The sequence below is a fragment of the Dyella sp. 05T440 genome (assembly GCF_056395965.1).
Genome location: NZ_JBFTKN010000002.1, coordinates 258204 through 283558 on the forward strand (window position 1 = coordinate 258204; position 25355 = coordinate 283558).

Annotated in this window: 26 protein-coding genes and 5 tRNA genes; 5 read left to right on the forward strand and 26 right to left on the reverse strand. The window is 63.4% G+C overall.

The window, feature by feature from the left end:
- Positions 1-5: 5 nt before the first annotated feature.
- The 3 genes from AC1DE1_RS02885 to AC1DE1_RS02895 are packed head-to-tail and all read right to left on the reverse strand — an operon-like array spanning position 6 to position 2989.
- Positions 6-785 carry a P-loop NTPase family protein gene (locus tag AC1DE1_RS02885; RefSeq protein ID WP_477175759.1) on the reverse strand — a complete coding sequence of 260 codons (780 nt, stop codon included), beginning with the start codon at positions 783-785 and terminating at the stop codon, positions 6-8.
- 2 nt (positions 786-787) lie between these two features.
- Positions 788-2332 carry an XrtA system polysaccharide chain length determinant gene (locus AC1DE1_RS02890; RefSeq protein ID WP_477175760.1) on the reverse strand — a complete coding sequence of 515 codons (1545 nt, stop codon included), beginning with the start codon at positions 2330-2332 and terminating at the stop codon, positions 788-790.
- A gap of 33 nt (positions 2333-2365) precedes the next feature.
- Entirely contained in the window at positions 2366-2989 is a 624-nt protein-coding gene (locus tag AC1DE1_RS02895; protein WP_082121019.1) for an XrtA/PEP-CTERM system exopolysaccharide export protein, read from the reverse strand.
- Positions 2990-3346: 357 nt separating this feature from the next.
- On the opposite strand from AC1DE1_RS02895, the gene AC1DE1_RS02900 reads away from it, so the two are divergent.
- On the forward strand, positions 3347-4147 hold the full coding sequence (locus AC1DE1_RS02900) for an SDR family oxidoreductase (protein ID WP_477175761.1): 801 nt from the start codon (positions 3347-3349) through the stop codon (positions 4145-4147).
- A 111-nt stretch (positions 4148-4258) separates the two neighbouring features.
- Here AC1DE1_RS02900 and AC1DE1_RS02905 read toward each other — a convergent pair whose 3' ends face one another.
- From AC1DE1_RS02905 to rlmE, 8 genes are all read right to left on the reverse strand, one after another.
- The gene (locus AC1DE1_RS02905) at positions 4259-4747 is read right to left on the reverse strand and encodes a DUF4760 domain-containing protein (protein WP_477175762.1); all 489 of its coding nucleotides are present in this window, start codon (positions 4745-4747) and stop codon (positions 4259-4261) included.
- 336 nt (positions 4748-5083) lie between these two features.
- A tRNA-Lys gene (locus tag AC1DE1_RS02910) sits at positions 5084-5159 on the reverse strand.
- 29 nt (positions 5160-5188) lie between these two features.
- Positions 5189-5265, reverse strand: a tRNA-His gene (locus AC1DE1_RS02915).
- A 14-nt stretch (positions 5266-5279) separates the two neighbouring features.
- Positions 5280-5356: transfer RNA gene (locus AC1DE1_RS02920), tRNA-Arg, on the reverse strand.
- A gap of 27 nt (positions 5357-5383) precedes the next feature.
- Positions 5384-5460 (reverse strand) — tRNA-Pro (locus tag AC1DE1_RS02925).
- 174 nt (positions 5461-5634) lie between these two features.
- Positions 5635-5711, reverse strand: a tRNA-Arg gene (locus tag AC1DE1_RS02930).
- A 402-nt stretch (positions 5712-6113) separates the two neighbouring features.
- Complete coding sequence (ftsH, locus tag AC1DE1_RS02935; protein WP_441603169.1) at positions 6114-8060, reverse strand: ATP-dependent zinc metalloprotease FtsH; 1947 nt, start codon at positions 8058-8060, stop codon at positions 6114-6116.
- Positions 8057-8707 (reverse strand): 23S rRNA (uridine(2552)-2'-O)-methyltransferase RlmE, encoded by a 651-nt coding sequence (gene rlmE / locus AC1DE1_RS02940; protein WP_477175763.1) that lies wholly within the window; start codon positions 8705-8707, stop codon positions 8057-8059. Before rlmE ends, ftsH begins: the two co-directional genes overlap by 4 nt.
- Positions 8708-8789: 82 nt before the next feature.
- On the opposite strand from rlmE, the gene yhbY reads away from it, so the two are divergent.
- Both yhbY and AC1DE1_RS02950 read left to right on the forward strand, forming a co-directional pair.
- Positions 8790-9086: a ribosome assembly RNA-binding protein YhbY gene (gene yhbY, locus AC1DE1_RS02945; protein ID WP_441603167.1), complete on the forward strand. Its 297-nt coding sequence runs from the start codon at positions 8790-8792 to the stop codon at positions 9084-9086.
- A 13-nt stretch (positions 9087-9099) separates the two neighbouring features.
- A complete protein-coding gene (locus tag AC1DE1_RS02950) occupies positions 9100-9474 on the forward strand; it encodes an Mth938-like domain-containing protein (RefSeq protein WP_477175764.1) in 375 nt (124 codons plus the stop codon).
- A 108-nt stretch (positions 9475-9582) separates the two neighbouring features.
- Here the strand turns inward: AC1DE1_RS02950 and AC1DE1_RS02955 are convergent, their stop codons facing one another.
- The 4 genes from AC1DE1_RS02955 to surE all read right to left on the reverse strand — a co-directional run bounded on the left by AC1DE1_RS02955 (position 9583) and on the right by surE (position 12766).
- Positions 9583-10572, reverse strand: a complete 990-nt coding sequence (locus AC1DE1_RS02955; protein ID WP_477175913.1) for a peptidoglycan DD-metalloendopeptidase family protein — start codon at positions 10570-10572, stop codon at positions 9583-9585.
- Between the two features lie 65 nt (positions 10573-10637).
- Positions 10638-11246, reverse strand: a complete 609-nt coding sequence (locus AC1DE1_RS02960; RefSeq protein WP_046971491.1) for a YqaA family protein — start codon at positions 11244-11246, stop codon at positions 10638-10640.
- 25 nt (positions 11247-11271) lie between these two features.
- Positions 11272-11967, reverse strand: coding sequence for a protein-L-isoaspartate(D-aspartate) O-methyltransferase (locus AC1DE1_RS02965; RefSeq protein ID WP_082121017.1), 696 nt, complete (start codon positions 11965-11967; stop codon positions 11272-11274).
- A gap of 4 nt (positions 11968-11971) precedes the next feature.
- Positions 11972-12766 carry a 5'/3'-nucleotidase SurE gene (gene surE / locus AC1DE1_RS02970; RefSeq protein ID WP_441603165.1) on the reverse strand — a complete coding sequence of 265 codons (795 nt, stop codon included), beginning with the start codon at positions 12764-12766 and terminating at the stop codon, positions 11972-11974.
- A gap of 196 nt (positions 12767-12962) precedes the next feature.
- Here surE and AC1DE1_RS02975 point away from each other — a divergent pair, with 196 nt between their 5' ends.
- Positions 12963-13514: a Smr/MutS family protein gene (locus AC1DE1_RS02975; protein ID WP_477175765.1), complete on the forward strand. Its 552-nt coding sequence runs from the start codon at positions 12963-12965 to the stop codon at positions 13512-13514.
- Between the two features lie 650 nt (positions 13515-14164).
- Here AC1DE1_RS02975 and truD read toward each other — a convergent pair.
- From truD to AC1DE1_RS03015, 8 genes are all read right to left on the reverse strand, one after another.
- Positions 14165-15181 (reverse strand): tRNA pseudouridine(13) synthase TruD, encoded by a 1017-nt coding sequence (truD, locus tag AC1DE1_RS02980; protein WP_477178892.1) that lies wholly within the window; start codon positions 15179-15181, stop codon positions 14165-14167.
- Between the two features lie 52 nt (positions 15182-15233).
- Positions 15234-16652, reverse strand: coding sequence for a magnesium transporter (gene mgtE / locus AC1DE1_RS02985; protein WP_477175767.1), 1419 nt, complete (start codon positions 16650-16652; stop codon positions 15234-15236).
- A complete protein-coding gene (gene ispF / locus AC1DE1_RS02990; RefSeq protein ID WP_477175914.1) occupies positions 16649-17122 on the reverse strand; it encodes a 2-C-methyl-D-erythritol 2,4-cyclodiphosphate synthase in 474 nt (157 codons plus the stop codon). Before ispF ends, mgtE begins: the two co-directional genes overlap by 4 nt.
- Positions 17123-17150: 28 nt before the next feature.
- Positions 17151-17843 (reverse strand): 2-C-methyl-D-erythritol 4-phosphate cytidylyltransferase, encoded by a 693-nt coding sequence (ispD, locus tag AC1DE1_RS02995; protein ID WP_477175768.1) that lies wholly within the window; start codon positions 17841-17843, stop codon positions 17151-17153.
- On the reverse strand, positions 17840-18166 hold the full coding sequence (gene ftsB, locus AC1DE1_RS03000; RefSeq protein ID WP_204635621.1) for a cell division protein FtsB: 327 nt from the start codon (positions 18164-18166) through the stop codon (positions 17840-17842). The genes ispD and ftsB overlap by 4 nt, the downstream gene beginning before the upstream one ends.
- 18 nt (positions 18167-18184) lie before the next feature.
- Positions 18185-19498 carry a phosphopyruvate hydratase gene (gene eno / locus AC1DE1_RS03005; RefSeq protein WP_477175769.1) on the reverse strand — a complete coding sequence of 438 codons (1314 nt, stop codon included), beginning with the start codon at positions 19496-19498 and terminating at the stop codon, positions 18185-18187.
- Between the two features lie 102 nt (positions 19499-19600).
- The gene (gene kdsA / locus AC1DE1_RS03010; RefSeq protein ID WP_477175770.1) at positions 19601-20434 is read right to left on the reverse strand and encodes a 3-deoxy-8-phosphooctulonate synthase; all 834 of its coding nucleotides are present in this window, start codon (positions 20432-20434) and stop codon (positions 19601-19603) included.
- Positions 20431-22101, reverse strand: coding sequence for a CTP synthase (locus AC1DE1_RS03015; protein WP_477175771.1), 1671 nt, complete (start codon positions 22099-22101; stop codon positions 20431-20433). Before AC1DE1_RS03015 ends, kdsA begins: the two co-directional genes overlap by 4 nt.
- Before the next feature lie 11 nt (positions 22102-22112).
- Here AC1DE1_RS03015 and AC1DE1_RS03020 point away from each other — a divergent pair, with 11 nt between their 5' ends.
- Entirely contained in the window at positions 22113-22274 is a 162-nt protein-coding gene (locus AC1DE1_RS03020; protein ID WP_477175772.1) for a hypothetical protein, read from the forward strand.
- Between the two features lie 49 nt (positions 22275-22323).
- Here AC1DE1_RS03020 and cyoD read toward each other — a convergent pair whose 3' ends face one another.
- The 3 genes from cyoD to cyoB are packed head-to-tail and all read right to left on the reverse strand — an operon-like array spanning position 22324 to position 25352.
- Positions 22324-22692: a cytochrome o ubiquinol oxidase subunit IV gene (cyoD, locus tag AC1DE1_RS03025; protein ID WP_477175773.1), complete on the reverse strand. Its 369-nt coding sequence runs from the start codon at positions 22690-22692 to the stop codon at positions 22324-22326.
- Positions 22692-23324 carry a cytochrome o ubiquinol oxidase subunit III gene (cyoC, locus tag AC1DE1_RS03030; RefSeq protein ID WP_477175774.1) on the reverse strand — a complete coding sequence of 211 codons (633 nt, stop codon included), beginning with the start codon at positions 23322-23324 and terminating at the stop codon, positions 22692-22694. The genes cyoD and cyoC overlap by 1 nt, the downstream gene beginning before the upstream one ends.
- A 3-nt stretch (positions 23325-23327) precedes the next feature.
- On the reverse strand, positions 23328-25352 hold the full coding sequence (gene cyoB / locus AC1DE1_RS03035; protein ID WP_441603375.1) for a cytochrome o ubiquinol oxidase subunit I: 2025 nt from the start codon (positions 25350-25352) through the stop codon (positions 23328-23330).
- Between the last annotated feature and the right edge of the window lie 3 nt (positions 25353-25355).

Consider the following 25355-nt stretch of genomic DNA (forward strand, 5'->3'; position numbering starts at 1 on the left):
TTGGTCTAGGGCGCTTGGTTGAACACCACTCCTGCGAGCTTGCTCGGCTCAAAATGACTGAGCGCCTGGCTGATCGCCCCAGGCGTGTCCTTCCCGTAGCCAGCCACCACCACCACGAAGTCGGCCAGGTCGGCGAGGATTCGCGCGTCCGGCGCGCCCTTGATGGAGGGACCGTCGAGGAAGATGTAGCGGTCGGCATAGCGCGATCGCAGCGAATCGATCACCGCACGCATGCGATGGGAGGTGAAGTATTCGCTGCTGCTTTCACGCGACTTGCCTGCCGGTATCAGGCGCAGGTGCGGTACGCCGGTGTGATAGATGATCGACTCGATGCCGATCGCCGGATGATCCATCAGGTCGATCAGTCCACCGCGCGCAGGCTCGATGCCCATGACCTTGTGCTGGTTCGGATAACGCACGTTGCAGTCGATCAGCAAACTGGTCTTGGCTTCATCGAACGCAAAGGCGGCGGCGAGATTGCGCGCCACGAAGCTGCTGCCCGAACGCGGGCTCACCGCCGCCACCAGGGTCGTGAAGTTGTGGTGTCCGCCCATCGCGAGCAGGCGCGTACGGATTTCGCGGAAGGCATCGGACTGCTGGCGCACCGATTCTTCGCGATGAATCATCCGCCGCTGCTCGAGCTGGATCGGCGCCAGCGCGCCGCCCTCCTCGTGCATGCGTGCAATGGACTGGCTTGAGGTCTTGCGCAACTCGAGGTTGTGCGCCGCCGCTTCCAACACTTCGCTGATACGTTCGGACATGTTGTCGTCTTCGATATTCTTCATGGTCATCCCTTCAGCCGTATCCAGACGGCAATGAGATAGACAGCGCCCACCCCGAGCACGATTAGGCCGAGGATCATGTTGCGCATGCGATCGCGACGGCGATCACCCGGCGTGGGATAGAACGGAATCGTCGCGAGCACCGGCGCACCGATAGCCTGCTCCAGCTGCCAAACCGAGCGCACGCGCGGGTCGAACCACACCAGAGCCACCAGCAGGCCAAGCGGCAAGACCAGCGACAAACCCATGCCCGCCAATCCGAAATGCATGAAGCGCAGGCCCGATGGCGACAGCGGCATCACGGCGGGGTTCTGCACCAGGAAGGTCAGGCCACGCTGCTCGGCGTCCAGGTTCATCGACACGCGGGCGTTCTCGCGGCGCTTGAGCAAGTCCTGGTAGACGTCGCGGTTGACGTTGTAGTCGCGGGTCAATTCGGCCGTGACGTTCTCCGAGTTGGCAATACGCGCGCTGCGTTGCAACTCGGTTTGCAGCATCGCCTCGCTCGCTCCCATGCGTGCGGCAGCTGCCGCACTTGCTGCGCGAGCCGAAGACAGCTGCGTTTTGATCTGCTGATAAGCCGGGTTGAACGAGACGTTGCTGTCCAAGGCAGTGGGCGTACCCGCCAACTGGGCTGCGTGCTGGCGCTGGTCGGAAGCGGCCAGCTGCCGCTTCAGGTCTTCCATCTGATGACGGATGCGCACGACATCGGGATAGGAATCGGTATACGTCAACAGCAGCTTGTTGAGCTGCGCCTGCAGCTCGCCCAGCTGCGCCTGCAGCAGGCCATCCGCCGTCTGCACCGTATTCACTTCGGATTCGCCGTTGAGCTGCGACGCCAACGAGCCTTCCTGCGAGCGACGCTCCATCATGTCCATGCGCGCGGATTCGATCTGCGTGCGCAACTGGCTGATGCGTGCCGCGGTATCCGCTTCGCTGCCCGGCCGTGCGTCGGCGTTGGCATCGCGGTACGCCTTCAGCTTGTCCTCCGCGTCGGTCAGCTTGGCGCGATAGGCCTCGACCTGGCTGTTGATGAACTCGTAGGCCTCGCGGCTCTCGCGCTGCTTCGATGCCAGGCTTTCGCTGATGAACAGCTGAGCGAAGGCATGCGCCACATCGAAGGTGCGCTTGGCGTTGCTGTCGCTATAGGCAATGGTGATCAGGTTGTCGTGCGAGATCTGCACCTGGGTGCGCGACTTGATGCCTTCGGCGATGCGGTCCTGTTCCACCGGCGACGGATGGGTGGCCATCCAGCCACCAGCTTCGAGGATCTTGGCCATCACCTTGCGGCTGAAGATCACGTCGCGCGCCATGCTGGCGCGATTCTGGTTAGCCGTCGGTGCAGCAGCACCCGCCATCAAGGGCGTGATGATGCTGCTCTCCTGCGCAAGAATCGTCGTCGAAGCGACGTACTTGCGCGGCCACAACATGCCGGCAGTCAATGCAGCCAGCGCAATCAAGGCAAACGCGATGCCCAACATGAGACGGCGGCGACGTGCCTCATTGATCAATGCCGGCACAAGGCTTGCCATCGGCCTGAGTTCTCCACTCATGGCGACGTCCTCCCTTTCCCCTGCGTGCGGCGTTTAGAACGCGCGCATCGGTACGGTGACAACATCCCCGGGTTGCACCGGGTAATTGGTGGCGAGATCGCCCTTCTGCAGTACGTTGTCCAACCGCACGGCATAAGGCGTGGTCACGCCGTTCTTGTCTTCGCGATACAGTTCGGTGCGGTCAGGCGCCGCGAACTCGGTGGTGCCTCCGGCGGCCAGCACCGCGTCCAGCACGGTCATGCCCTGGCGATACGGAATCGATACCGGCGTGCGCACGGCACCGGTCACGCGTACGCGCGACAAGTACTCGTGACTGCGCAAGGCAGTGAGGATCACGGCGACCTGCGGATCGCGTACATAGGACTGCAGCTTGTCCTTGATCTCCGCCGCGACCTCTTCGGGCGTCTTGCCGCCGGCCATCACATCGCCAATCAAGGGCACGGTGATCTTGCCGTCCGGCCTCACCGGCACGCTGACGCTGAGGTCGGGGTTCTGCCAGACGGTGACCTGAAGCTGATCGTCCACGCCAATCTTGTACGTGGACACCGCCTGCGCGGCAGGATCGATCTTCGGCGCCTCGGTCGAGCCACGTCCGGTGGCACAACCGGTCAGCACCGCGGCTACGCAAACAGCAAACAACAGAGTGAGAACTTTCATGGCGGGGCCCCCTGCGCATAAAGTGTGAACTGCGTCACTTGCGAGTATATCCACGGCCCACGAGAACTTGACAAAACCATTCGTTCTATGTCTTGACGCACATGGATTCTGGGAAAAGGCGTTTGCGCAGCGCGCCTGTACCAGCGCCGCGGCGATGGCAACACCAGTCTGGTCAAAGGGGATGGGGATCCTTGCGGTGTCGACCCTCCATGACGCCAGCCGGATTTAGGCCGTTTGGCCGATAGCTCGGAAATTCACGCTTCTGCAGACCCGCCCTGTCGCAGGCGCGAAACACTGTCGACCCGGCCTATGCATGCGCTTCGCCAAGCTGCTGCCGACACCCGCAAGGACACCGCCATGACGCAAACGCCCGCCATCACGCCTTTCGAGGCCCAGCCGCTGAAAGGAACGACCATCCTGGTGACCGGAGGTGCGCAAGGTATCGGCCGCGGCATCGCCCAAGCCGTGCTCGGCGCCGGCGGCAATGTGTTGATCGGCGACTTGAGTACCGAAGCCGGCAAGGCCTGCCTCGACGAATGGAACGTGGGCGAACGCGCCCGCTCCACGGTGCTTGATGTATCGCGCGAAGCCAGCGTCAAACGATGGATCACCAGTGCGCTCAAACACTACGGCCGCATCGACGGACTGGTTAACAACGCCGGCATCGCCGATCCGCACAGCGGCCCACTCAGTGACTTGTCGCTGGAACAATGGAACCGCTACCTGGCCACCAACCTCACTGGCACCTTTCTCTGCAGCAAACACGCCCTGCCATCACTGCAGCATCAACACGGCAGCATCGTAAACATCGCCTCCACCCGCGCACTGCAATCGGAACCCGACACCGAAGCCTACGCCGCCACCAAGGGCGGCATGCTCGCCTTCACCCACGCGCTGGCCGTGAGCGCCGGCCCCAAGGTGCGAGTCAACGCCATTCTTCCTGGCTGGATAGCCACCGACGCATGGCGCGAGCCTGCTGAACGCAGCGCTCCCAGACTCAGCCGCCGCGATCACACCCAACATCCCGCGGGCCGCGTAGGCACTCCTGAGGACATCGGCGCATTGGCCGTCTATTTGTTATCGACGCAATCGTCCTTCGTCACCGGCCAGCACTTCGTGGTCGACGGTGGGATGACGGTGAAGATGCAGTACGTGTGACGGCGCGAGTCGCCAGGGTGCTTATAGCGCTGTCCGGATAGGAGACGTCGGCCATCGAGCGACATCAGGCAATACGCTCGTTCGTCGAATCCACCTCTGGAGCCGCGGCCGTTACTTCCTCAGCTTGAGAGGACTCTTCTTCCAACGTACCGCCAGCGCCTCAAACTCTTGAAGGATGGTCTCCCGCTGCTGCCTTCGTCTTATCGCAGCGATAAGCGGCTGGGTTCGTTCGTACGTCTGCAGGACGATCATGCACCAGCTGCGCTTGAGCATCGGCTCGTCATAGATTCCAGCATCGATACCTACGCTGACAGTCTCGAAGTGATTCAATACATAACGAACATCCTCGGCGTGGTCGCTTTGAGCGTCCACTTCGGCCAATGCGATGATGTTCTTGGTACAGGCCGTGCTGTACTCGCCGATGAATTGATATCCGGACTGAAGTTTTTTATCGCTTCGGCTCGCAAACAAGAGATCTGCCGTTTGCTTCTTACGGGCGATTGACCTCTGCGTGTGGATCGACACTACGGCGACGATGACGCCGACAGTGACAACGAGACTGCGAAAGGCGTCGTCCCTGAAGAATGTAGCAACGTCCATGCTTTCTCCCTGGTTTGCCATCCCCCAAACGAAACTACCCGCCAGTGCGGCGGGTAGTGTTGACGTTGGGACTGGTTTTAGAAGCCGCCTGTGGTGTCTCGCATATACACACTCCTCCATGGCTACAACTTAGAGAACTATCAACACTACCCAGCTCAACAGCGCTTTCGGCAACGTGGCAGCTTGGCTTCGTAGCTAGCCTAACAAAGCCCTCAGGACTTCGATGTCCGAATTCCCGAGCTGACTCACAAGGCCAAGGCTCAGCGGCTCGTAGTATTAAGCCGGTATATGAGCAAAGAAAAAGGCGCTTAGCTTTCGCTAAGCGCCTGATTCAATTGGTGGGCCGTGAAAGATTCGAACTTTCGACCAATTGATTAAGAGTCAACTGCTCTACCAACTGAGCTAACGGCCCTGAAACTGTTTGTACTTACTTTCGTCAACTGGGGTGGAAGATGGGACTCGAACCCACGACCCTCGGAATCACAATCCGATGCTCTAACCAGCTGAGCTACATCCACCGCAAACTTTGAACTGGCGCGCCCGACAGGAATCGAACCTGCAACCGTCGGCTTAGAAGGCCGATGCTCTATCCGGTTGAGCTACAGGCGCTTGTGCACATTGTGCATAGCATCTGCATGGTCGGGGCAGAGGGATTCGAACCCCCGACATCCAGCTCCCAAAGCTGGCGCTCTACCAGGCTGAGCTATACCCCGATTTCGAAACCCTCAACCTGTTCGGGCTGAAGCTTTGAAATGCTACGGGTGACGCCTAGCCTAGTCAATCCGTATCAAAGCACACCGAACTTCTAAACCTTACGTTCGGACCGCCTGGCGATTCATTGCCTTGCGGTGCAAGCCGTGATGCGAACATCACATCTTGCTGTTATATGGCGCGCCCGGAGAGATTCGAACTCCCGACCACCAAGTTCGTAGCCTGGTACTCTATCCAACTGAGCTACGGGCGCGTTTTAACTTTTGCCTTGTCGCTTAACCACCGAGGTGGAAAGCGCCGAAGCGAGAAGCGGAATTATTCAGATTCGAGGGCGGTGCGTCAACTCTTTTTTTCAGATTTTTTGCATTGCCGTGTGGAAATCTTCACGTTCGGCGATGACTGCACTTCACTCGAGCCCGCTATTTTAGCCTTCTGTTTCACTTTCGGCTACACCTCCACGCAAAAAAATTGCAGATCCTTTGTAGGAGCGCACTTGTGCGCGACCGCAGCGCCATGTCGCCTCTGCTTCGCCTGGTTGTCGCGCACAAGTGCGCTCCTACAGTGGTCCGTCGCCAGAAGCGCTGCGCTCTCGCAGCGTTCGCGCGCAAAAGAAAAGGCGGCCTATGGCCGCCTTTCTTCTGTGCATGTAGCGCGATCAGCGATCGGCGACGCGGCTCTGAGTGGCCGGATCACCCACCTTGGCGCCGCTGTCGCCACGCGGCGGCGGAGGCGGCGGCGTAGAGCCGCTGGAGTTCTTCGACCAATCCGCCGGCGGGCCAGGTACGCGGCCAGCCATGATGTCGTCGATCTGGCGCGCGTCGATGGTCTCGTACTGCAGCAGCGCGTCGGCCATCACGTGCAGCTTGTCGATGTTGTCGGTCAGCAGCTGCTTGGTGCGGGCGTAGTTGCGATCGAGGATGGCACGCACTTCCTCGTCGATCTTGCGCGCCGTCTCATTGGAGACGTTCTTGTGCTGCGTGACAGCGCGGCCGAGGAACACTTCGTCCTCTTCCTCGCCATAGGTCACCGGACCGAGCGTGTCGGACAGGCCCCACTTGGTGGCCATGTTGCGGGCCATCTTGGTGGCGCGCTCGATGTCGTTGGACGCACCGGTGGTGACCTTGTCCTCGCCGAAGATCAGCGCCTCGGCCACGCGGCCGCCGTACAGCGAGCACAGCTGCGATTCGATCGCCACGCGGTTCATGCTGTACTTGTCGCCCTCGGGCAGGTACATCGTCACGCCCAGCGCGCGACCGCGCGGGATGATGGTGACCTTGTAGACCGGATCGTGCTCGGGCACCAGACGGCCGACGATGGCGTGACCGGCTTCGTGATACGCCGTCAGCTTCTTCTCGTCCTCGCTCATGGCCATCGAGCGGCGCTCGGCACCCATCAGGATCTTGTCGCGCGCCTTGTCCAGATGAATCATGCGCACGTCGCGGGCGTTCTCGCGTGCGGCAAACAAGGCAGCCTCGTTCACCAGGTTGGCGAGATCGGCGCCCGAGAAGCCCGGGGTGCCGCGCGCGATGGTCATCGCATCGACGTCCGAGGAAATCGGCACGCGACGCATGTGCACCTTGAGGATCTGTTCGCGGCCCTTCACGTCCGGCAGGCCCACCACGACCTGGCGGTCGAAGCGACCCGGACGCAGCAGTGCGGGATCGAGCACGTCGGGACGGTTGGTGGCGGCGATCACGATGACACCTTCGGTGCCTTCGAAACCGTCCATTTCCACCAGCAACTGGTTGAGGGTCTGCTCGCGCTCGTCATGACCGCCGCCCAGACCGGCGCCGCGATGACGACCGACCGCGTCGATTTCGTCGATGAAGATGATGCACGGCGCGTGCTTCTTGGCCTGCTCGAACATGTCGCGCACGCGGCTGGCGCCGACGCCCACGAACATCTCCACGAAGTCCGAACCGGAGATCGAGAAGAACGGCACCTTGGCTTCGCCGGCGATGGCCTTGGCCAGCAGCGTCTTGCCGGTACCCGGGGGACCGACCATCAGCACGCCGCGCGGAATCTTGCCGCCCAGCTTCTGGAACTTGCCCGGATCGCGCAGGAATTCGACCAGCTCGCCGACTTCTTCCTTGGCTTCATCGCAGCCGGCGACGTCGCTGAAGTTGACCTTGATCTGATCCTCGCCCTGCAGCTTGGCGCGCGAGCGGCCGAAGCTCATGGCGCCGCGACCACCCGCACCGGCCTGCATCTGGCGCATGAACCAGATGAACACGCCGACGATCAGGATGATGGGCAGCCAGTTGAGCAGCAGGCCCAGCAGCGAGAAGCCGTTGTTGGAAGGCTCCTGGCGGACCTCGACGCCCTTGTCCTGCATCTGCTTGACCACCCCGTTGGTGGACCAACCCAGGACCGGAGCGACCGTGCGGAACGAGCTGCCGTCCTTCAGCTTGCCGCTGATGGCGGCCGGCTGGTCGGCACTGATGTTGGCCGAGGCCACGTTCCCGTTGTCGACGCTCTGCACGAAGCTGCTGTAAGGCAGGTCCGACGAGGAGGCGCCATGCGGGTTGAAGCTCTGGAACACGGTGAGCAGGACCACCGCGATGATCAGCCAGAGCAGCAGGTTTTTCGCCATTTCATTCATGCACGGTTCTCGCCGGATTGCCCGCCATGGACCTTTCGCCCCACAGCTAATGCATACACCTCCCGCGAACGTGCGCGGGAGGCCTTGGGTTTACGCATCGTTACGCGGGTGAAGTCTGCGCGCAAGCTGCGGATGTAGTCGTCAAAGCCTGTCCCCTGGAACAACTTGATCAGAAACGAGCCGCCGGGCTTGAGCCATTGGCGGCTGAAGTCCAGCGCCAGCTCGGCCAGGTCCATTGCCCGGATCTGATCCGACAGGGCCACACCACTCATATTGGGGGCCATATCAGACAGCACAAGATCGACCTGTTGCCCCTGCAGGCGGCTTTCCAGCTCCTGCAGCACCGATTCCTCGCGAAAATCGCCCTGAAGGAAGTCCACGCCGCCAATGCCCTGCATCGGCAGGATGTCCATGGCTACCACATGACCGGTGTCGCCCAGGCGCTGGCGTACCAGCTGCGACCAGCCGCCGGGGGCGGCGCCCAGGTCGACCACGCGCATATTGGGCTTGAGCAGGCGATCCTTGTCGATCAGCTCTTCCAGCTTGAAAACGGCACGCGAACGCAGCCCCTCAGCCTGGGCTTTCTTCACATAAACATCATCGAAGTGCTCCCGCAGCCAGCGGGAACTACTTTTGCTGCGAGCCATAGGCCGAGGTGCCACAGATACGGGGGAGATGGCCGCATGATACCCTTACCTGTCCTATCGCAGTGAATCCGAGACTGAACGCATGGCACTTTCCAATTCGCAGCGCCGCTACCTGCGCAGCCTTGCGCACGATCTCAGCCCGGTCATCCTGCTGGGCGCCAAGGGCGCGACCGAGGCTGTGCGCAAGGAGTTGGATCTTGCGCTGTCGCAGCATGAGCTGGTCAAGGTGAAGCTGTCCGGCGGCGACAAGGACGAGCGTCAGCAGCAGATCGACTTCCTGGCTGAAGGCACGCAGTCCGAGAGCGTGCAGCAGATCGGCCACATCGTGGTGCTGTTCCGTCGCAACGAGGACGAGCCCAAGCTCGCCCTGCCCCGCTAAGGGCCACCCAGCGATGGATCTGTCGCTCGATCGCCCCGAAGGCTATCTCTTTGTGCGCCGTGTCGGCGCCCATGCCATTACCGTGGTGGACCGCGAATTCACCCGCAGCTTCCTGCTGTCGCCTGAGCGCCTGGTGGAAGACTGGCCGGTCGCGGCAGCCGCCGAGCTCGATGCCAGTCATATCGACGCCATCCTCGCCTTGAAGCCCGAAGTGGTGCTGGTGGGCACTGGCGAGCGCCAGGTCTTCCCGGCGCAAGCCTTCATGGCCGGGCTGCTGCGCAAAGGTGTGGGCGTGGAAGTGATGGATAACGCTGCGGCGGCGCGCACCTATGACTTGCTGGCTGGCGAGAGTCGGCGCGTTGTGGCGGCGTTTATCCTGCCCGCGTAAAAGCACCTGGTTCTCCTGTGGGAGCGCACCCTGTGCGCGACGGCCTCGAACCTTGAGGCAAGACCCGTCGCGCACAGGGTGCGCTCCCACAGTGTTTCAACTTCGGTTTTAGCGCGGCGGCAGGTATCCCAGCGGATCCACCGGATTGCCATCCTTGCGGATCTGGAACTGCAGCTCGTCGCGCGACGCGCCCGTCGAGCCCATCTCCGCAATCGGTTGACCTGCGGTGACACGCTGACCTTCCTTCACCAGTCGCTTGCTGTTGTGCCCATAGGCCGACAGATAGCTGTCGTTGTGCTTCACGATCACCAGCTCGCCGTAGCCGACCAGGCCGTTGCCGCTATACACGACGACGCCGTCGGCAGCCGCGCGCACCGGATCACCGGATTTGCCGCCGATCTCGATACCGGGAATGGCATCGCCGGATTGGAAACGTTTGATCAGCGTGCCGTCGGCTGGCCAACGCCAGTTCACGCCGCCATTGCTGCGCGTCGCGCCCGGAGCGGCCGGTACCGGCGGAGCGGGCGGAGGCGTATTGGCTGCAGTGGCAGTCGGCGCGCCGGCCACGGGAACCACTGGCGTGGTGCTGGCGGCAGGCGCCGGCGTGGCGGGGTGTGCCGCCGACGGCGCAGGGGGCGTAACGACAGCCGTCGTATTTGCAGTGGACGGTGTTGCCGGCTGGAAGCCCGGCTGAGCTTCCGGCGCAGGCGTCACCACGCGGCCGGTCGTCGGCGGTGGCTTGGTCGCCGTCGCCACCACCGGCGCGGTGTGCATGGCCGCCGCTGCTGGCGGCTTGCCGTCGGCGGGGGCCAGCTTCAGCTCCTGCCCCGGCCAGATCGTGTAAGGCGAATCGATATGGTTCCAGCTCGCCAGGTCGCGGAAGTCCACACCATTGCGGAAGGCGATCGAGTAGAGCGTGTCGCCCTTGGCCACCTTATAGGTGCCGCCTGGCACCGGACGAGCTGCCGGCGTAACCACGCGCGAGGAGCTGCCGGCCGATGGCTCGACCACGACGGAGCGCTGGGTGCCGCAGGCAGCCAGCAGGACGACGGAGGTCAGGATCAGTGACCGGAGATATCCATTCATATCGGTCAGCATAACTAGGCGACGCGTCATTTTCATGCGTATTGCTTGCACGGCAGCCGAAGTCCGCCGGCCGGCGTTCAGCGCGACAGCAACCACCAGGCCAAAAGGCCGGCCAAAATCACCAGCGCCGCCCAGCCAATGCGCTCGATATGCTTGTGCAGGATGCGCTCGGCACGCTCGCCAAAAATGCGGATCAGCAAGGCCAGCAGCCACACGCGCTTGCCGCGGCCGACCGCCATGCAGACCAGGAACGGAATCACCGGCACGCCCACGATGCCCGACGCCCACGTGACGAACTTCATCGGGACCACCGGCTGCAACGCAGCCAGCGCAAGCACCAGCAACAGACCCAGCCAATGCTGGTTCATCTGCAGGCGCAGGTTGTCCACGCCCTTCTCGATGGGCGCCAGCAGATGCAGGCTGTCGAGCAGCGGCGACAGCGCATGGAAGGCCCAATGGCCCAGCGCGTATCCGACCAGCGAACCCAGCAGCGAAAACAACAGGCTGATGTTGGCGTAGAAAAACGCCTTGTGACGCTTGCCGAGCATCATCGGCGCCAGCATCACTTCCGGCATGATCGGGAAGATGAAAGCCTCGACGAAACTCAGGCCGCACAGGTAATACACAGCCCTGGGGTGGCGCGCCCACGTGAGTGCACGCGCGTAAAGCGGTCCGAACAGACGCATGCTTAAACGTTTCCTTGTGAGCGCATCAGCCGATGCCGCCAAGCAGCGGCACGAAACTGACGGCGGCCAGTTCTTCCTGGATGAAATCGCCCTGCCCGTCGCCGCGCATGCGGATCAGGGTCTGGTTGCTGGGCGAACCGACCGGGGCGACCAGCACGCCCGTGGGGCTGAGCTGGTCGAGCACGGCGTGCGGAATCGCATCACCGGCGGCGGTAAGAATGATCGCGTCGAATGGCGCCTCGTCGGGCCACCCGAGTTTGCCGTCGTCATGGCGCGAGCGAATATTGTTGAGGCCGAGCTGGCGGAAGCGACGGCGCGCCTGGCGCAGCAACTCCTCGATGCGCTCGACCGTGAACACCTGCGGCACGATCTGCGCCAGCACCACCGCCTGATAGCCGGAGCCGGTGCCGATCTCCAACACTTTCTGCGGCACGCCCTGCTTGCCGTCGGGACGCTCCAGCAGCGCTTCGGTCATGCGCGCTACCACCCACGGCTGGGAGATGGTCTGCCCGTGGCCGATCGGCAACGCGGTGTTTTCGTAAGCGCGCGAATGCAGCGCCTGATCGATGAAATGGTGACGCGGCGTATTGCGGATCACGTCGATCACGCGCTGATCGCGGATGCCTTCTTCCTTGAGCTTCACGGCAAGACGATCGCGCGCACGCTGCGAGGTCATGCCCTCGCCCTTCAGTGCGGATGGCGGCAAAGGATGCACGTTCATGCCCTCACGCTGCCTCATCGGCCGGCTTGCCGCCGGCCACGCTCTTGTTCAAGCCGCCGATCCAGCTGCTGACCTTTTCCAGCGCCTGGAAGCGCGTCAGGTCGACATGGATGGGCGTCACCGAAATATAGCCGCGATGCACCGCATTGAAGTCCGTGCCCGGGCCGGCGTCGTCGACGGCGCCCGAGGGGCCGATCCACCAGATTTCCTTGCCGCGCGGATCGGTCTGCTTGATGCATGGTTCCGAACGGTGGCGCTTGCCCAGACGGGTGACTTCGAAGCCGCGGATCTGATCCCACGGCAGGTCGGGCACGTTGACGTTGAGGATGGTGTCCGCCGGCAGCGGATCGACCAGCAGCTGCTGCATCAGCGCCAACACGGCATTGGCCGCTGAGTCGTAGTGCTCGCCCTTGTGATCCTTGGTGACCAGCGACACGGCAATCGCCGGCAATCCCAGGAAACGACCTTCCATCGCCGCCGAAACGGTGCCGGAGTAGATGACGTCGTCGCCCAGGTTGGCGGAGTTGTTGATGCCCGACACCACCATGTCCGGCTCGTAGTCGAGCATGCCGGCCAGCGCCAGGTGGACGCAGTCGGTGGGCGTGCCCGCCACGCGGTAGTAACCGTTGTCCATCCGCAGGGCGCGGATGGGGGCGTCCAGGGTCAGGGAATTGCTGGCGCCGGAGCGATCGCGGTCGGGCGCCACTACGGTGACCTGACCGACCGCGCCAAGGCGTTCGGCGAGCACGCGGATGCCCGGTGCATCCACGCCATCGTCGTTACTAACAAGAACTCGCATGATGATCCGTTCTAAGCCAGTCGCGGCGACGCGGATGGGGCTGCGTCTGCCGGTGAAGCTTGAAGTCTACCGGACCGGGGCGGCGGTTTCACATCAGATAAGCGCGCACCCGCGCCCGATTCCAAAGGCCCGCCATGGCCGCCGGCTCAACCAGGCCGCGACACAGGCGTGACGCCCGTGCATTAGGATTCATGGCATGAAACATCGCCCGCCCTCTCCGGTCTCCGATGATGACGCGCGCCTCTTCCGCGAGGCCCTGGGCGACCAGGTGCGTGCCTTCGATCCGGTCGAGCCCACCCCGGCCGCGCCCAAGCCAGAACCCCAGGCGCACATGCTGGAAGCAGACGAGGCCGCCGTGCCGGGCGAATTGCTGGACATGGCCTTTGACCCGACCATCCTCGAAGTGGGCGAGGAACTGAGCTATCTGCGCGACGGCTATCCACCCAAGTTGCTGCGCCAACTCAAGCGCGGCCAGTACAGCATCCAGGACGAAATCGACCTGCACCAGATGAATGCCGCCACCGCGCAGGCGTGCATCACCGATTTCCTCGCCGAAGCCAAGCACCAAGGCATCCGCTGCGTACGCATCGTGCACGGCAAAGGCCTGCGCTCCCGCGCCGCTGGACCGGTGCTGAAAGTGCTGACCGATCGCATGCTGCGACGTCGGGATGATGTGGTGGCGTTTGCGTCGGCGAGGCCGATGCAAGGTGGGACGGGGGCGGTGGTGGTGCTGTTGAAGGGGCGGTAGGGTTTTTCGTTGCCTTAGTGCGCCGGGCGACACCGATCGGGACACGACAAGCGACCTGGCCCTAACCTAACTGTAAGAGCGCACCCTGTGCGCGAACACCCTRCGGAGCGGTACATCTGAGCTCCGCGGTCGCGCACAAGTGCGCTCCTACAAGGGGGTGCGTACGCCGTGGCTCAAGTTTTCAACCATGCGGGCCGCTTGTCTGTGGGAGCGCACCCTATGCGCGACAAACCTACGGAGCGGTACATCGCAGCGTGGCTGTCGCGCACAGGGTGCGCTCCCACAGACAAGCGGTCGTAGCAAAGGGAAGGCGGGAGGATGAAAGCCGATGCGCAGCGAGGCCCGGCTTTAAGTCCTCAGCGATTCGGGCGCGTTGCGCAGCGCATTGAACTACCCCCTGTGTACCCTCGGAGGTTGTCCCACAACGACGCGCCTCAAGCGTTCGGGCTTATCCAAACACAATGCTGCGGGCGTTATCAGGCCATTTTCTTTGGGTTACTTTTCTTTTGGGCCAGCAAAAGAAAAGTGACTCGGTCGGCGGCAGCCGATCGAAACGCCCGCCGCGTAGGCGGCACGCTGGCCGTAACGCGACAATCAGAAACCGAGGCTCTGGATCCCGGCCTGCGCCGGGATGACGAGCAAAGCGGGACTCACGCTGTCGTAGCCAGTTCTCTAATGACGGTCGTCGCATACGCCCCCGCCGCCAACTCAAAACTCAACTCCAACGCCCCATCCTCCAACCACCGCCAGGAAAGATTCTGCGGAATCATCCGCAACGCGCGACGCTCCTGATCCATCTTTGCTGCCACCAACCCATCGGCAAGATCGACATTGTCGGCAGCCACGGCATTTTCCAGCGATGCCACCTCACCCTGGGCCGGCGTGTCGCCGCGTCCCCACAAGGGGCCTGAAGGATGAATATCCCCCGTAGCCAATCGCTGCGACAACGTCGCGTCGAACGGCTCCGGCCCAAACCACGAGCGCGACCCCGCCAGCGACCAGATCTCCCCCTCCATCGGCGAATCCCACGCATCGCGCTCAACACGCGCAGCCAGCACGGCATTGAAAATATGCGAGCGTGCAGCCGACAACAGAAAGTGGCGCTTGTCGCGATCCACGCGCCGCCCGGCAAACATCGCACGGGCCTGCGCCACGTTGCCGCCCTCGCGACCAAAGCGCTGCTCGCCGAAATAATTGGGCACGCCACGCTGCGCGATCTGCTTGAGGATCTGATCGGCCACCGCTCGATCGCCGTCGACCTGACGCAACACCAGCACGAAGCGGTTGCCACGCAGCGCGCCGCGCTTGAGCTTGCGCGTATGACGCGTCGCCGCCAGCACCTTCACGCCCTCGGCGGCAAAGGTCGACCAATCGGGATCAGGCTTGCCCGCCAGCTGCACGGAGAAGGTCTGGCGCGTCACCGCATGGCGATCCTTCAGTCCCGCATAGCCCACGTTGAGCGGCGGAATGCCGGCGAACTTCGCCAGCTCGCGCGCCACCCAGTCGGTGTTCGCGCCACGCTTTTCCACCCATAGCAAGGCATGTTCACCTTCACCGTCGGCGTCGTAACCCAGAATTTCCTCGACCTGAAAGTCTTCGGGCGCACTGCGCAGCACGGCGGTCAGCGGCGGGTTGCCATAGGCATAGGGCAGTTCGAGATCGGACATGGGACTCCACCGGCGGGACCGGCAACAAAAAGAAGAAAAGCGCGGGGGCGCATTACATCAGGAACAGCGTGGCGAGACCGAGAAAGATGAAGAAGCCGCCCGAATCGGTCATGGCGGTAATCAGCACGCTGGAGCCCAGCGCGGGATCGCGCCCCATGCGCATCATCAGCAACGGGATGCCGACACCGCAGAACGCGGCCAGCACGAGGTTGAGCGTCATCGCGGTGGTCATCACCAGGCCTAGCGGGAAATTGCCGTAAAGCCACCACGCCACGGCACCGATCACGCTGCCCCACACCAGGCCGTTGATCAGGGCCACGGCGATTTCCTTGCGCCACAGCCGCCGCGCACTGGCGGCGGTGATCTGATCGAGCGCCAACGCGCGCACGATCATGGTGATGGTCTGGTTGCCCGAATTGCCGCCGATGCCGGCCACGATGGGCATCAGTGTGGCCAAGGCCACGAGGTGCTGGATCGAGCCTTCGAACAATCCGATCACGCGTGATGCGATGAATGCCGTGACCAGGTTGATGGCTAGCCACGCCCAACGGTTGCGGATCGATTTCCACACCGAGGCGAACACGTCTTCCTCTTCGCGCAGACCGCCGCGGTTCAAGGCCTCGCTTTCGCTCTCTTCACGCAGCACGTCGACCATCGCATCGATGGTGATGCGGCCGATCAGGTGACCATTGCCATCGACCACCGGTGCGCTGACCAGGTCGTAGCGTTCGAACGCCTGGGCGACTTCATACGCGTCGTCGGTGGGATGGAACGTGTTGACGTCCGGCGCCATCACCTCGCTCACGCGCTTCTCGGGCGAGGTGACCAGCAGCCAGTTCAGCGGCAGCACGCCGGTGAGCAGATTGTCCTGATTGATCACGAACAGCTTGTCGGTCTGCGCGGGCAGTTCGTCGAAGCGGCGCAGATAGCGCAACACGGTTTCCAGGCTGATGTCATCGCGGATGGTGACCATCTCGAAATCCATCAGCGCGCCGACCTGATCGTCCGGATACGACATCGCGGCCTGCACGCGCTCGCGCTGCTGCGCATCGAGGCTGGCCATGAGTTCGGGCAGCACTTCGCTGGGCAGGTCGTCGACCAGGTCGGCCAGTTCATCCGCGTCCAGCGGTTCGACGGCCGCGAGGATCTCGTGGTCGTCCATGTCGGCGATCAGCGATTCGCGCACCGCATCAGAGACTTCGAGCAAGATCTCGCCATCGCGATCGGCCTTCACGCGCTGCCAGACGGCCAAGCGGTCGACCAACGGAAGCGCTTCGAGCACGTAGGCGATATCGGCCGGATGCAGTGCATCGAGCAGACGCTGCAGCTCGATCTGCGCCTCGCGGAAACCCTGGTCGCTGTCGGGCTCCGGCAATTGGCCAAGGCCGCGCAGTCGCCGCAGCAGTTCGGCGATGTTCTCCAGCTGATCGTGTAGACGCGAGGCCGAACTGCGGCCTCCTACCTCGCTCATGCCAGGACCAGCAGCACGCAGGCTTGCGCCGCAATGCCCTCGCCGCGGCCGGTGAAGCCGAGCTTTTCGGTGGTGGTGGCCTTGATGCTGATGCGGCGGAGTTCGCAACGCAGCTCCTCGGCCACGGCCTCGCGCATCGCCAGCGAGTGCGGACCGACCTTGGGCGCTTCGCAGATCACGGTGACATCGGCGTTGCCCAGCGTGTAGCCCTGTTCGCGCATCAGCTTGGCTGCATGACGGAGAAAGACGCGGCTGTCGGCATTGCGCCACTGTTCCTGGCTGGGCGGGAAATGCCGGCCGATATCACCCAGCGCCAGCGCACCGAAAATGGCGTCGCACAGCGCATGGATCACCACGTCGCCATCGGAGTGCGCCACCACGCCGTGCGTGTGCGGCACGCGCACGCCGCCCAGCATCACGTGATCGCCTTCGCCGAAAGTGTGGACGTCGAAGCCCTGTCCGATGCGCATCATGGGTACTCCTTGGAGCCTCGCGGGCTCATTTCATACGCGACAACAGGAACTCCGCAAGCGCGAAATCCGTTGCCGTGGTGACCTTGATATTGTCTTCGGCGCCCTCGACCAGCAATGGCGCGAAGCCGGCGCGCTCCATCGCCATGGCCTCGTCGCTCACCATCACGCCGGCAGCGTAAGCCGCCTTCAGCGCGGCCGAAAGCTCGCCGCGACGGAACATCTGCGGGGTAAATGCGCGCCAGCGATGATCGCGCGGTTCGGTGACTTCGCTGCGCCCCGCGTCATTGGCCCGCTTGAGCGTATCGCGCAGTGGCGCCCCCAGCAGGCCACCACCGGCGGGCATACCCAGATCGAGCAGACGCGTGATGTCGCCTTCGCGCACGCAGGGGCGCGCTGCGTCATGCACCAGCACGAATCCTTCGTCGCCTACCTCGGGCGGCAAGGCGCGCACGCCTGCCAGTACCGAGTCGCAACGCTCCGCACCGCCCAGCGTCGTGCGCACGGGCTTGCCGTAAAGCAGATCGACGCCCGGCCAATGACCATCGTTGTCGCCAAGCACCACCATCAAACCGGCGATGCGGGGATGCGACGCCAGCCGCTCCAGCGTGTGCAGGATCAGCGGCCGGCCGGCCAGCGGCAGGTATTGTTTGGGGATGCTGCCACCAACGCGCGTGCCGCGCCCCGCCGCCGGCACCACGCACCAGAGCGGCGCGTTCATGGGTTGCCGTTGGTGGAGGTTGCGGACGCGGGCGCCTGCGTGGCGCCCGGCTTTTCAACCACCTGGTAGAACGTTTCGCCCGGCTTGATCAGGCCCAGCTCGGCACGGGCACGCGCTTCCACGGCTTGCTCGCCGTGCTTGAGGTCGCTCACGTCCGCGCCCAGCGCCTGGTTGCGCTGGGTCAGCTTGTCGTTGTCCTCGCCCTGTTTTTTCACGGCGGCACGCAGCGTTTCCACGCCGTGCACGCCGCCCGTGCCGCTCCACAGTTTCACCTGCAGGGCGATCAGGACCAGGACCAGGATCAGGGCAACCCAACGCAGCATCGGCGTAGTGCGCTCCTATCAGCCCGGCAGCTTGGCCAGGTTCGGGAACGCGTCACGACCGGCATAACGCGCGGCCGAGCCCAGAGCCTCTTCGATGCGCAGCAGCTGGTTGTACTTGGCCACGCGATCGGTGCGGCACAGCGAACCGGTCTTGATCTGGGTCGCGGTCGTAGCAACAGCGATATCGGAAATCGTGGTGTCTTCCGTTTCGCCCGAGCGGTGCGAGACGATCGCTGCGTACTTGGCCTTATCGGCCATGGCGATGGCTTCCAGCGTTTCGGACAGCGTGCCGATCTGGTTGACCTTGATCAGGATGGCATTGGCGATCTTCTTGTCGATGCCTTCCTGGAAAATGGTCGGGTTGGTGACGAACAGATCGTCGCCGACCAGCTGGATGTTCTGGCCGAGCTTGTCGGTGAGGTGCTTCCAGCCGTCCCAGTCGCCTTCGCCCATGCCATCTTCGATGGTGACGATGGGGTACTGCTTGGCCCAGCTGGCCAGCACGTCGACCCACTGTTCCGGCGTGTAGACCTTGCCTTCGCCTTCCAGGTCGTACTTGCCGTCCTTGAAGAATTCCGAGCTGGCCACGTCGAGGCCGAGCAGGATCTCGCTGCCCACCTTGTAGCCGGTCTTGCCGATCGCTTCGAGAATGGTGTCGAGCGCTTCGATGTTCGAACGCAGGTCCGGCGCGAAGCCGCCTTCGTCACCCACCGCCGTGTTCAGGCCCTTGCCCTTCAGTACGCTCTTCAGTGCATGGAAGATTTCGGTGCCGGCGCGCAGCGCTTCGGCAAACGTCGGCAGGCCCACCGGCAGCACCATGAATTCCTGCACGTCGACGTTGTTGTCGGCATGCGCACCGCCGTTGATGATGTTCATCATCGGCACCGGTAGCGAGCCCGGCTTGCCGGTGGTGCCGTTGATGCTGGCCAGGTACTGCCACAGCGGCTGGCGGTTCTGCGCGGCGACCGCATGCGCGGCAGCCATCGACACGCCGAGGATGGCGTTGGCGCCCAGCTTGCCCTTGTTCGGCGTGCCGTCGAGGTTGATCAGCTTGGCGTCGAGACCGCCCTGATTGGCAGCGTCAAAGCCCTTCAGCGCGCTGGCGATGGCGCCGTTGACGTTGCCTACCGCGTTCTTGACGCCCTTGCCCAGGTAGCGGGCCTTGTCACCGTCGCGCAGCTCCACCGCTTCGCGCGAACCCGTCGATGCACCGCTCGGCACGGCAGCGCGGCCAAAGCCGCCGCCGGCCAGCGTCACTTCCGCTTCAAGCGTGGGGTTGCCGCGGGAATCGAGGATTTCACGTGCGTGGATGCGGGTGATGTCGGTGCTCATGGGATCCGTTGCTTGATGAGGTGAATGAAGCGAGGGGGAGACATCCTGCCTGATCTGCGGGGGACGCGCTTCATTCGCCTCCCCCGAGACGGATCAGAGCCGTTACAGCGTGTCTTCGAGGAACCGGTGGCGCTTGGTGACCTGATCGAGTTCGAGCAGGGTTTCCAGCAGCGCTTCCATCTTGTCCAGCGGCCAGGCATTGGGGCCGTCGCTGAGCGCCTTGGAAGGATCGGGATGCGTTTCGGCAAACAGGCCGGCCACGCCCACCGCCACCGCGGCACGCGCCAGCACCGGCACGAATTCGCGCTGGCCGCCCGAGCTCGTGCCCTGCCCGCCCGGCAACTGCACCGAGTGGGTGGCGTCGAACACCACCGGACAGCCGGTGTCGCGCATCACGCTGAGCGAGCGCATATCCGACACCAGGTTGTTGTAGCCGAAGCTGGCACCGCGCTCGCACACCATGATGTCGTTGTTGCCGACGGCCTTGGCCTTGTCGGCCACGTTCTTCATCTCCCACGGCGAGAGGAACTGGCCCTTCTTGATGTTCACCGGCTTGCCGGCGCGCGCCACGTTCTGGATGAAGTCGGTCTGGCGGCACAGAAAGGCCGGCGTCTGCAGCACGTCGACCACGGCGGCCACTTCGTTCATCGGCGTGTATTCGTGCACGTCGGTGAGCACGGGCACGCCGAGCTGGCGCTTCACTTCGCCGAGGATCTTAAGGCCTGCTTCCAGGCCGGGGCCGCGGAAGCTGTTGCCCGACGAGCGATTGGCCTTGTCGAAGCTGGACTTGAAAATGAAGTTGATGCCGAGCCGGCCAGTGATTTCCTTGAGCGAGCCTGCGGTATCCATCTGCAACTGCTCGGACTCGACCACGCAGGGGCCGGCGATCAGGAACAGCGGCTGGTCCAGGCCGACCTCGAAGCCACACAGCTTCATGCGACCGACTCCTTCGCAAGACGCTCGCCTTCGCGCACTGCCTTGAACTCACGGGCGGCCTGCACGAAGCCGATAAACAACGGATGGCCGTCGCGCGGGGTCGAGGTGAATTCCGGATGCGCCTGGCAGCCGAGGAACCACGGGTGCTTCTGCTGCGGCAGCTCGACGATTTCCACCAGCAGATCGTCCATCGACTTGCCCGAGATCACCAGGCCGAGGTCTTCGAAGGTCTGGCGGTAGCGGTTGTTGAATTCATAACGATGACGATGGCGCTCGCGCACCACGTCCTGGCCGTACAGCTCGCGCGCCAGCGTGCCGGCCTTGAGGCGGCACTCCTGCGCGCCCAGGCGCATGGTGCCGCCCAGGTCCGAACGCTCGCTGCGCTGCTCGACTTCACCCGTGGCGGTAGTCCACTCGGTGATCAGGCCGATCACCGGATCGGGGCTGTTGCGGTCGTTTTCGCTGGAATCGGCTTCGGTCAGACCCGCCACGTTGCGGGCGAAGTCCACCACGGCTGCATGCATGCCGTAGCAGATGCCGAAATACGGCACGCCCTTCTCGCGGGCGTACTTGGCCGCCAGCACCTTGCCTTCGAAGCCGCGCTTGCCGAAACCGCCCGGCACCAGGATGGCGTCGGCATTGCCCAGCGCCTTGGCGGCGCCCTCGGCCTCGACCTGCTCCGAATCAACCCAATTGAGATTGACGCGGGTCAGCTGCTTGATGCCGCCATGGCGCAAGGCCTCGCCCAGGGACTTGTATGCGTCCTTGTGCTCGACGTACTTGCCGACGATGGCCACGGTGACCTCGTCCTTGGGATGCTCCACCGCTTCGACGGTACGCACCCACGAGGAAAGATCCGCCGGGCCGACCTGCAGGCCCAGGCGCTTGACCACGATCTCGTCGAGGCCCTGCTTGTGCAGCCACAAGGGCTGCTTGTAGATGATGTCCACGTCGGCCGCGCTGATCACGGCGTTCTCGGGCACGTTGGTGAACAGCGCGATCTTGCGGCGCTCGCCATCGGGCAGCGGCTGCTCGCAACGGCACAGCAGCACGTCCGGCTGGATACCGATGGAGCGCAGTTCCTTCACCGAATGCTGGGTCGGCTTGGTTTTGATCTCGCCGGCGGCCTTGATGTACGGCACCAGGGTCAGGTGCATGAACATCACCTTTTCCGGGCCGTGCTCGATGCGCAGCTGGCGGATGGCCTCCAGGAACGGCAGCGACTCGATATCGCCCACGGTGCCGCCGATCTCGACCATTGCCACGTCGTAGCCGCGGGTGGCCTCATGGATGCAGTGCTTGATCTCGTCGGTGATATGCGGAATCACCTGCACGGTGGCGCCCAGATAGTCGCCCCGGCGCTCCTTGCGGATCACCGATTCGTAGATCTTGCCGGTCGTGATCGAGTTCTTGCCCGTCAAGCGCGTGTTGACGAAGCGCTCGTAGTGACCCAGGTCCAGGTCGGTCTCGGCGCCGTCGTCGGTCACGTAGACCTCGCCGTGCTGGAAGGGGCTCATGGTGCCGGGATCCACATTGATATAGGGATCGAGCTTCATCATGGTGACCGAGAGGCCACGCGCTTCCAGGATGGAAGCCAGCGACGCCGCGGCGATGCCCTTGCCAAGAGAGGACACCACACCGCCGGTGACGAAAATCAGGGGGGTCATGGGATGCAGCCGTGCTGGAAATCGGCATTTTAGAGGAAGAACGGTTCTACCGCGAGGGTTTGCGGTCGCTAAATGACTGGGGCGTTCAAGTTGAGGGTCTGGAGGCCCTGTTTTTGATCGTCATTCTGGCCCGCGCCGGATTGACGGCTGGGAGGTCTGAGGTCGCCCCATAAACAACAAAGGCGCCCGAAGGCGCCTTTGTCGTCACGCAGCAGCCCCGGCTTACTCCACCGGCACCATCTGCGACGTCGGATGCATCATGTTCACATTCATGTTGTGCAGCACCCACAGCGAGCCGACCACCACGATGGCCAGGATCAGCAGGGTGAACAGCATGATGGCGAGGTTGCCGCGCTGCGAGGGCGAGGTACCCATGTGCAGGAAGTAGACCAGCTGGACGATCAGCTGGGCCACGCCGAACACGATGATGCCCGGCATCATCAGGTCGTGCGGGACCTTGCCGCTCATGACCACGCCGAACGAGGCCAGGGTCAGCACCACCGAGAGCACGAAGCCGATCAGGTAGGACTTGGTGCTGCCGTGGGCGGCGTCGTGATGGGCCGCGTCGTGGGAGGAATGATTGGCGGACATCAGATAGCCCCCCGCAGGTAGACAAAGGTGAAGACGCAGATCCAGACGATGTCCAGGAAGTGCCAGAACAGGCTCAGGCAGGACAGACGGCGACGGGTCGCGTCGGTCAGGCCGTAGCGGCGCATCTGGTCCATCATCACCACCAGCCAGATCAGGCCGCAGGTCACGTGCAGACCGTGCGTGCCGACCAGGGTGAAGTAGCTGGACAGGAACGCACTGCGGCTCGGGCCGGCGCCGTCGGCGATCAGCTTGGCGAACTCATGGACTTCCATGCCGATGAAGCCGGCACCGAACACGAAGGTCACCGCCAGCCACGCCAGCAGCTGGTTCTTCTTGCCGGCGTGCATGGCGAGCATGGCCATGCCGAAGGTGACCGACGAGATCAGCAGCAGCATGGTCTCGCCGAGCACGTACGGCAGTTCGAACAGCTCCTTGCCGCTGGGGCCGCCGGCGGTGGCGTTGCCCAGCACGGCGAAGGTCGCGAACAGGCCCGAGAAGATCAGGCAGTCGCTCATCAGATAGATCCAGAACCCCAGCAGGGTCTTGGATCCATCGTCGTGGTGATGGGCATCTCCCCCGTGGGAGATGCCGTCGAGCGCGCCGTGGGTGGCGCTTACTGCAGGACTGCTCATGACTTACGCCACCTTCTGACGCTGCGGCGCGGCCACCGGAGCCACCTGCGTGGTCTGGAACTGCTTGAGCTGGGCGTGACGCGAACGCTCGATGCGCTCCACTTCGGCCGCCGGCACCCAGTAATCGACGTCGCGGTCGTAGGCGCGCACGATGAAGGACGCAATCATGCCGAGCAGGCCGATCGCCGCCATCCACCAGATGTGCCACACCAGGGCAAAACCCAGGACCGTACCGAACGCGCCCATGACCACACCGACGCCGGTGTTGCGGGGCATGTGAATGTCTTCGTACTTGGCAGGTTGCACGTAGGCGACTCCGTTTTGTTTGTCTTCCCAGAACTGGTCCAGTTCACGGACCTGGGGGAGCGTTGCAAAGTTGTAGAACGGTGCGGGCGAGCTGATCGACCATTCCAGGGTGCGGCCACCCCACGGGTCGCCGCTGGGATCGGTGAGCTTCTTGCGGTCGCGCACGCTGACGTAGAACTGCACCAGGATGCAGAAGATGCCGGCCGCGATGATCGCCGCGCCGATGGCGGCGACGATCAGGTAAGGCTGCCAATCGGGGTTCGCATAGTGGTTCATGCGACGGGTCATGCCCTTCAGGCCGAGGATGTACAGCGGCACGAAGGCCACGTAGAAACCCACCAGCCAGCACCAGAACGACGCCTTGCCCCAGGCCTCGTTCAAGCGGAAGCCGAACGCCTTGGGAAACCAGTAGTTGATGGCGGCCAGGCAGCCGAACACCACGCCGCCGATGATCACGTTATGGAAGTGCGCGATCAGGAACACGCTGTTGTGCAGGACGAAGTCCGCACCCGGCACCGCCATCAGCACGCCGGTGACGCCGCCCACCACGAAGGTGACCATGAAGCCGATCGTCCACAGCATCGGCACGGTCATTTCGACGCGGCCGCGGTACATGGTGAACAACCAGTTGAACAGCTTCGCGCCGGTAGGCACCGAGATGATCATCGTCATGATGCCGAAGAAGGCATTGACGTTGGCACCCGAGCCCATGGTGAAGAAGTGGTGCAGCCACACCAGGAACGACAGCACGCCGATGGCCGAGGTGGCGTACACCATCGACTTGTAACCGAACAGCGGCTTCTTGGAGAACGTGGCGACGATTTCCGAGTACGCGCCAAAGCACGGCAGCACCAGGATGTAGACCTCGGGATGACCCCAGATCCAGATCAGGTTCACGTACATCATGGCGTTGCCGCCAAGATCGTTGGTGAAGAAGTGCATGCCCAGGTAGCGGTCGGCCGTGAGCAGCGCCAGCGTCACCGTGAGGATCGGGAACGCGGCCACGATCAGGATGTTGGTGACCAGCGCCGTCCAGGTGAACACCGGCATCTTCATCAGCGTCATGCCGGGCGTGCGCATCTTCATGATGGTGACGATGAAGTTGATGCCGCTCAGCGTCGTGCCCAGGCCCGATAGCTGCAGCGCCCAGATGTAGTAATCGACGCCGACGGTTGGACTGTAATCAAGCCCCGACAACGGCGGATACGCCAGCCAACCCGTGGCAGCGAAGTCGCCGACGAACAGCGACACCATCACCAGGAACACGCCCGACAGGAACAGCCAAAAGCTGAGCGAGTTGAGGAACGGATACGCCACGTCACGCGCGCCGATCTGCAGCGGCACCACCATGTTCATCAGGCCGGTGATCAGCGGCATCGCCACGAAGAAGATCATGATCACGCCGTGGGCGGTGAACACCTGATCGAAGTGGTGCGGAGGCAGGTAGCCCGCCGAATCGGCCGCAGCCGTCGCCTGCTGCAAACGCATCATCAGCGCATCGGCGAAACCGCGCAGCAGCATGACCAGCGCCACGATGATGTACATGATGCCGATCTTCTTGTGGTCCACCGAGGTGAACCACTCCTTCCACAGGTAACCCCACAGACGGAACTTGGTAAGAGCCGCGAGCATCGCCAGGCCGCCAAGGATGACGGCGGCGAGCGTCACCATCACGATCGGCTCGTGATAGGGAATCGCGTCAAGGGTGAGCTTTCCAAACATGGC

What these genes read in the sequence shown, in the direction of transcription:
- AC1DE1_RS02890 (WP_477175760.1), bottom strand. Translation starts at nt 2,332, where the DNA reads ATGAGTGGAGAACTCAGGCCGATGGCAAGCCTTGTGCCGGCATTGATC.
- cyoD (WP_477175773.1), bottom strand. Translation starts at nt 22,692, where the DNA reads ATGTCCGCCAATCATTCCTCCCACGACGCGGCCCATCACGACGCCGCC.
- eno (WP_477175769.1), bottom strand. Translation starts at nt 19,498, where the DNA reads ATGAGCACCGACATCACCCGCATCCACGCACGTGAAATCCTCGATTCC.
- truD (WP_477178892.1), bottom strand. Translation starts at nt 15,181, where the DNA reads ATGTCCGATCTCGAACTGCCCTATGCCTATGGCAACCCGCCGCTGACC.
- AC1DE1_RS02975 (WP_477175765.1), top strand. Translation starts at nt 12,963, where the DNA reads ATGAAACATCGCCCGCCCTCTCCGGTCTCCGATGATGACGCGCGCCTC.
- ftsB (WP_204635621.1), bottom strand. Translation starts at nt 18,166, where the DNA reads ATGCTGCGTTGGGTTGCCCTGATCCTGGTCCTGGTCCTGATCGCCCTG.
- AC1DE1_RS02895 (WP_082121019.1), bottom strand. Translation starts at nt 2,989, where the DNA reads ATGAAAGTTCTCACTCTGTTGTTTGCTGTTTGCGTAGCCGCGGTGCTG.
- cyoC (WP_477175774.1), bottom strand. Translation starts at nt 23,324, where the DNA reads ATGAGCAGTCCTGCAGTAAGCGCCACCCACGGCGCGCTCGACGGCATC.
- surE (WP_441603165.1), bottom strand. Translation starts at nt 12,766, where the DNA reads ATGCGAGTTCTTGTTAGTAACGACGATGGCGTGGATGCACCGGGCATC.
- AC1DE1_RS02960 (WP_046971491.1), bottom strand. Translation starts at nt 11,246, where the DNA reads ATGCGTCTGTTCGGACCGCTTTACGCGCGTGCACTCACGTGGGCGCGC.
- AC1DE1_RS02950 (WP_477175764.1), top strand. Translation starts at nt 9,100, where the DNA reads ATGGATCTGTCGCTCGATCGCCCCGAAGGCTATCTCTTTGTGCGCCGT.
- cyoB (WP_441603375.1), bottom strand. Translation starts at nt 25,352, where the DNA reads ATGTTTGGAAAGCTCACCCTTGACGCGATTCCCTATCACGAGCCGATC.
- ispF (WP_477175914.1), bottom strand. Translation starts at nt 17,122, where the DNA reads ATGCGCATCGGACAGGGCTTCGACGTCCACACTTTCGGCGAAGGCGAT.
- AC1DE1_RS02955 (WP_477175913.1), bottom strand. Translation starts at nt 10,572, where the DNA reads ATGCTGACCGATATGAATGGATATCTCCGGTCACTGATCCTGACCTCC.
- yhbY (WP_441603167.1), top strand. Translation starts at nt 8,790, where the DNA reads ATGGCACTTTCCAATTCGCAGCGCCGCTACCTGCGCAGCCTTGCGCAC.
- rlmE (WP_477175763.1), bottom strand. Translation starts at nt 8,707, where the DNA reads ATGGCTCGCAGCAAAAGTAGTTCCCGCTGGCTGCGGGAGCACTTCGAT.
- AC1DE1_RS02965 (WP_082121017.1), bottom strand. Translation starts at nt 11,967, where the DNA reads ATGAACGTGCATCCTTTGCCGCCATCCGCACTGAAGGGCGAGGGCATG.
- AC1DE1_RS02885 (WP_477175759.1), bottom strand. Translation starts at nt 785, where the DNA reads ATGAAGAATATCGAAGACGACAACATGTCCGAACGTATCAGCGAAGTG.
- AC1DE1_RS02905 (WP_477175762.1), bottom strand. Translation starts at nt 4,747, where the DNA reads ATGGACGTTGCTACATTCTTCAGGGACGACGCCTTTCGCAGTCTCGTT.
- ftsH (WP_441603169.1), bottom strand. Translation starts at nt 8,060, where the DNA reads ATGAATGAAATGGCGAAAAACCTGCTGCTCTGGCTGATCATCGCGGTG.
- ispD (WP_477175768.1), bottom strand. Translation starts at nt 17,843, where the DNA reads ATGAACGCGCCGCTCTGGTGCGTGGTGCCGGCGGCGGGGCGCGGCACG.
- kdsA (WP_477175770.1), bottom strand. Translation starts at nt 20,434, where the DNA reads ATGAAGCTGTGTGGCTTCGAGGTCGGCCTGGACCAGCCGCTGTTCCTG.
- mgtE (WP_477175767.1), bottom strand. Translation starts at nt 16,652, where the DNA reads ATGAGCGAGGTAGGAGGCCGCAGTTCGGCCTCGCGTCTACACGATCAG.
- AC1DE1_RS02900 (WP_477175761.1), top strand. Translation starts at nt 3,347, where the DNA reads ATGACGCAAACGCCCGCCATCACGCCTTTCGAGGCCCAGCCGCTGAAA.
- AC1DE1_RS03015 (WP_477175771.1), bottom strand. Translation starts at nt 22,101, where the DNA reads ATGACCCCCCTGATTTTCGTCACCGGCGGTGTGGTGTCCTCTCTTGGC.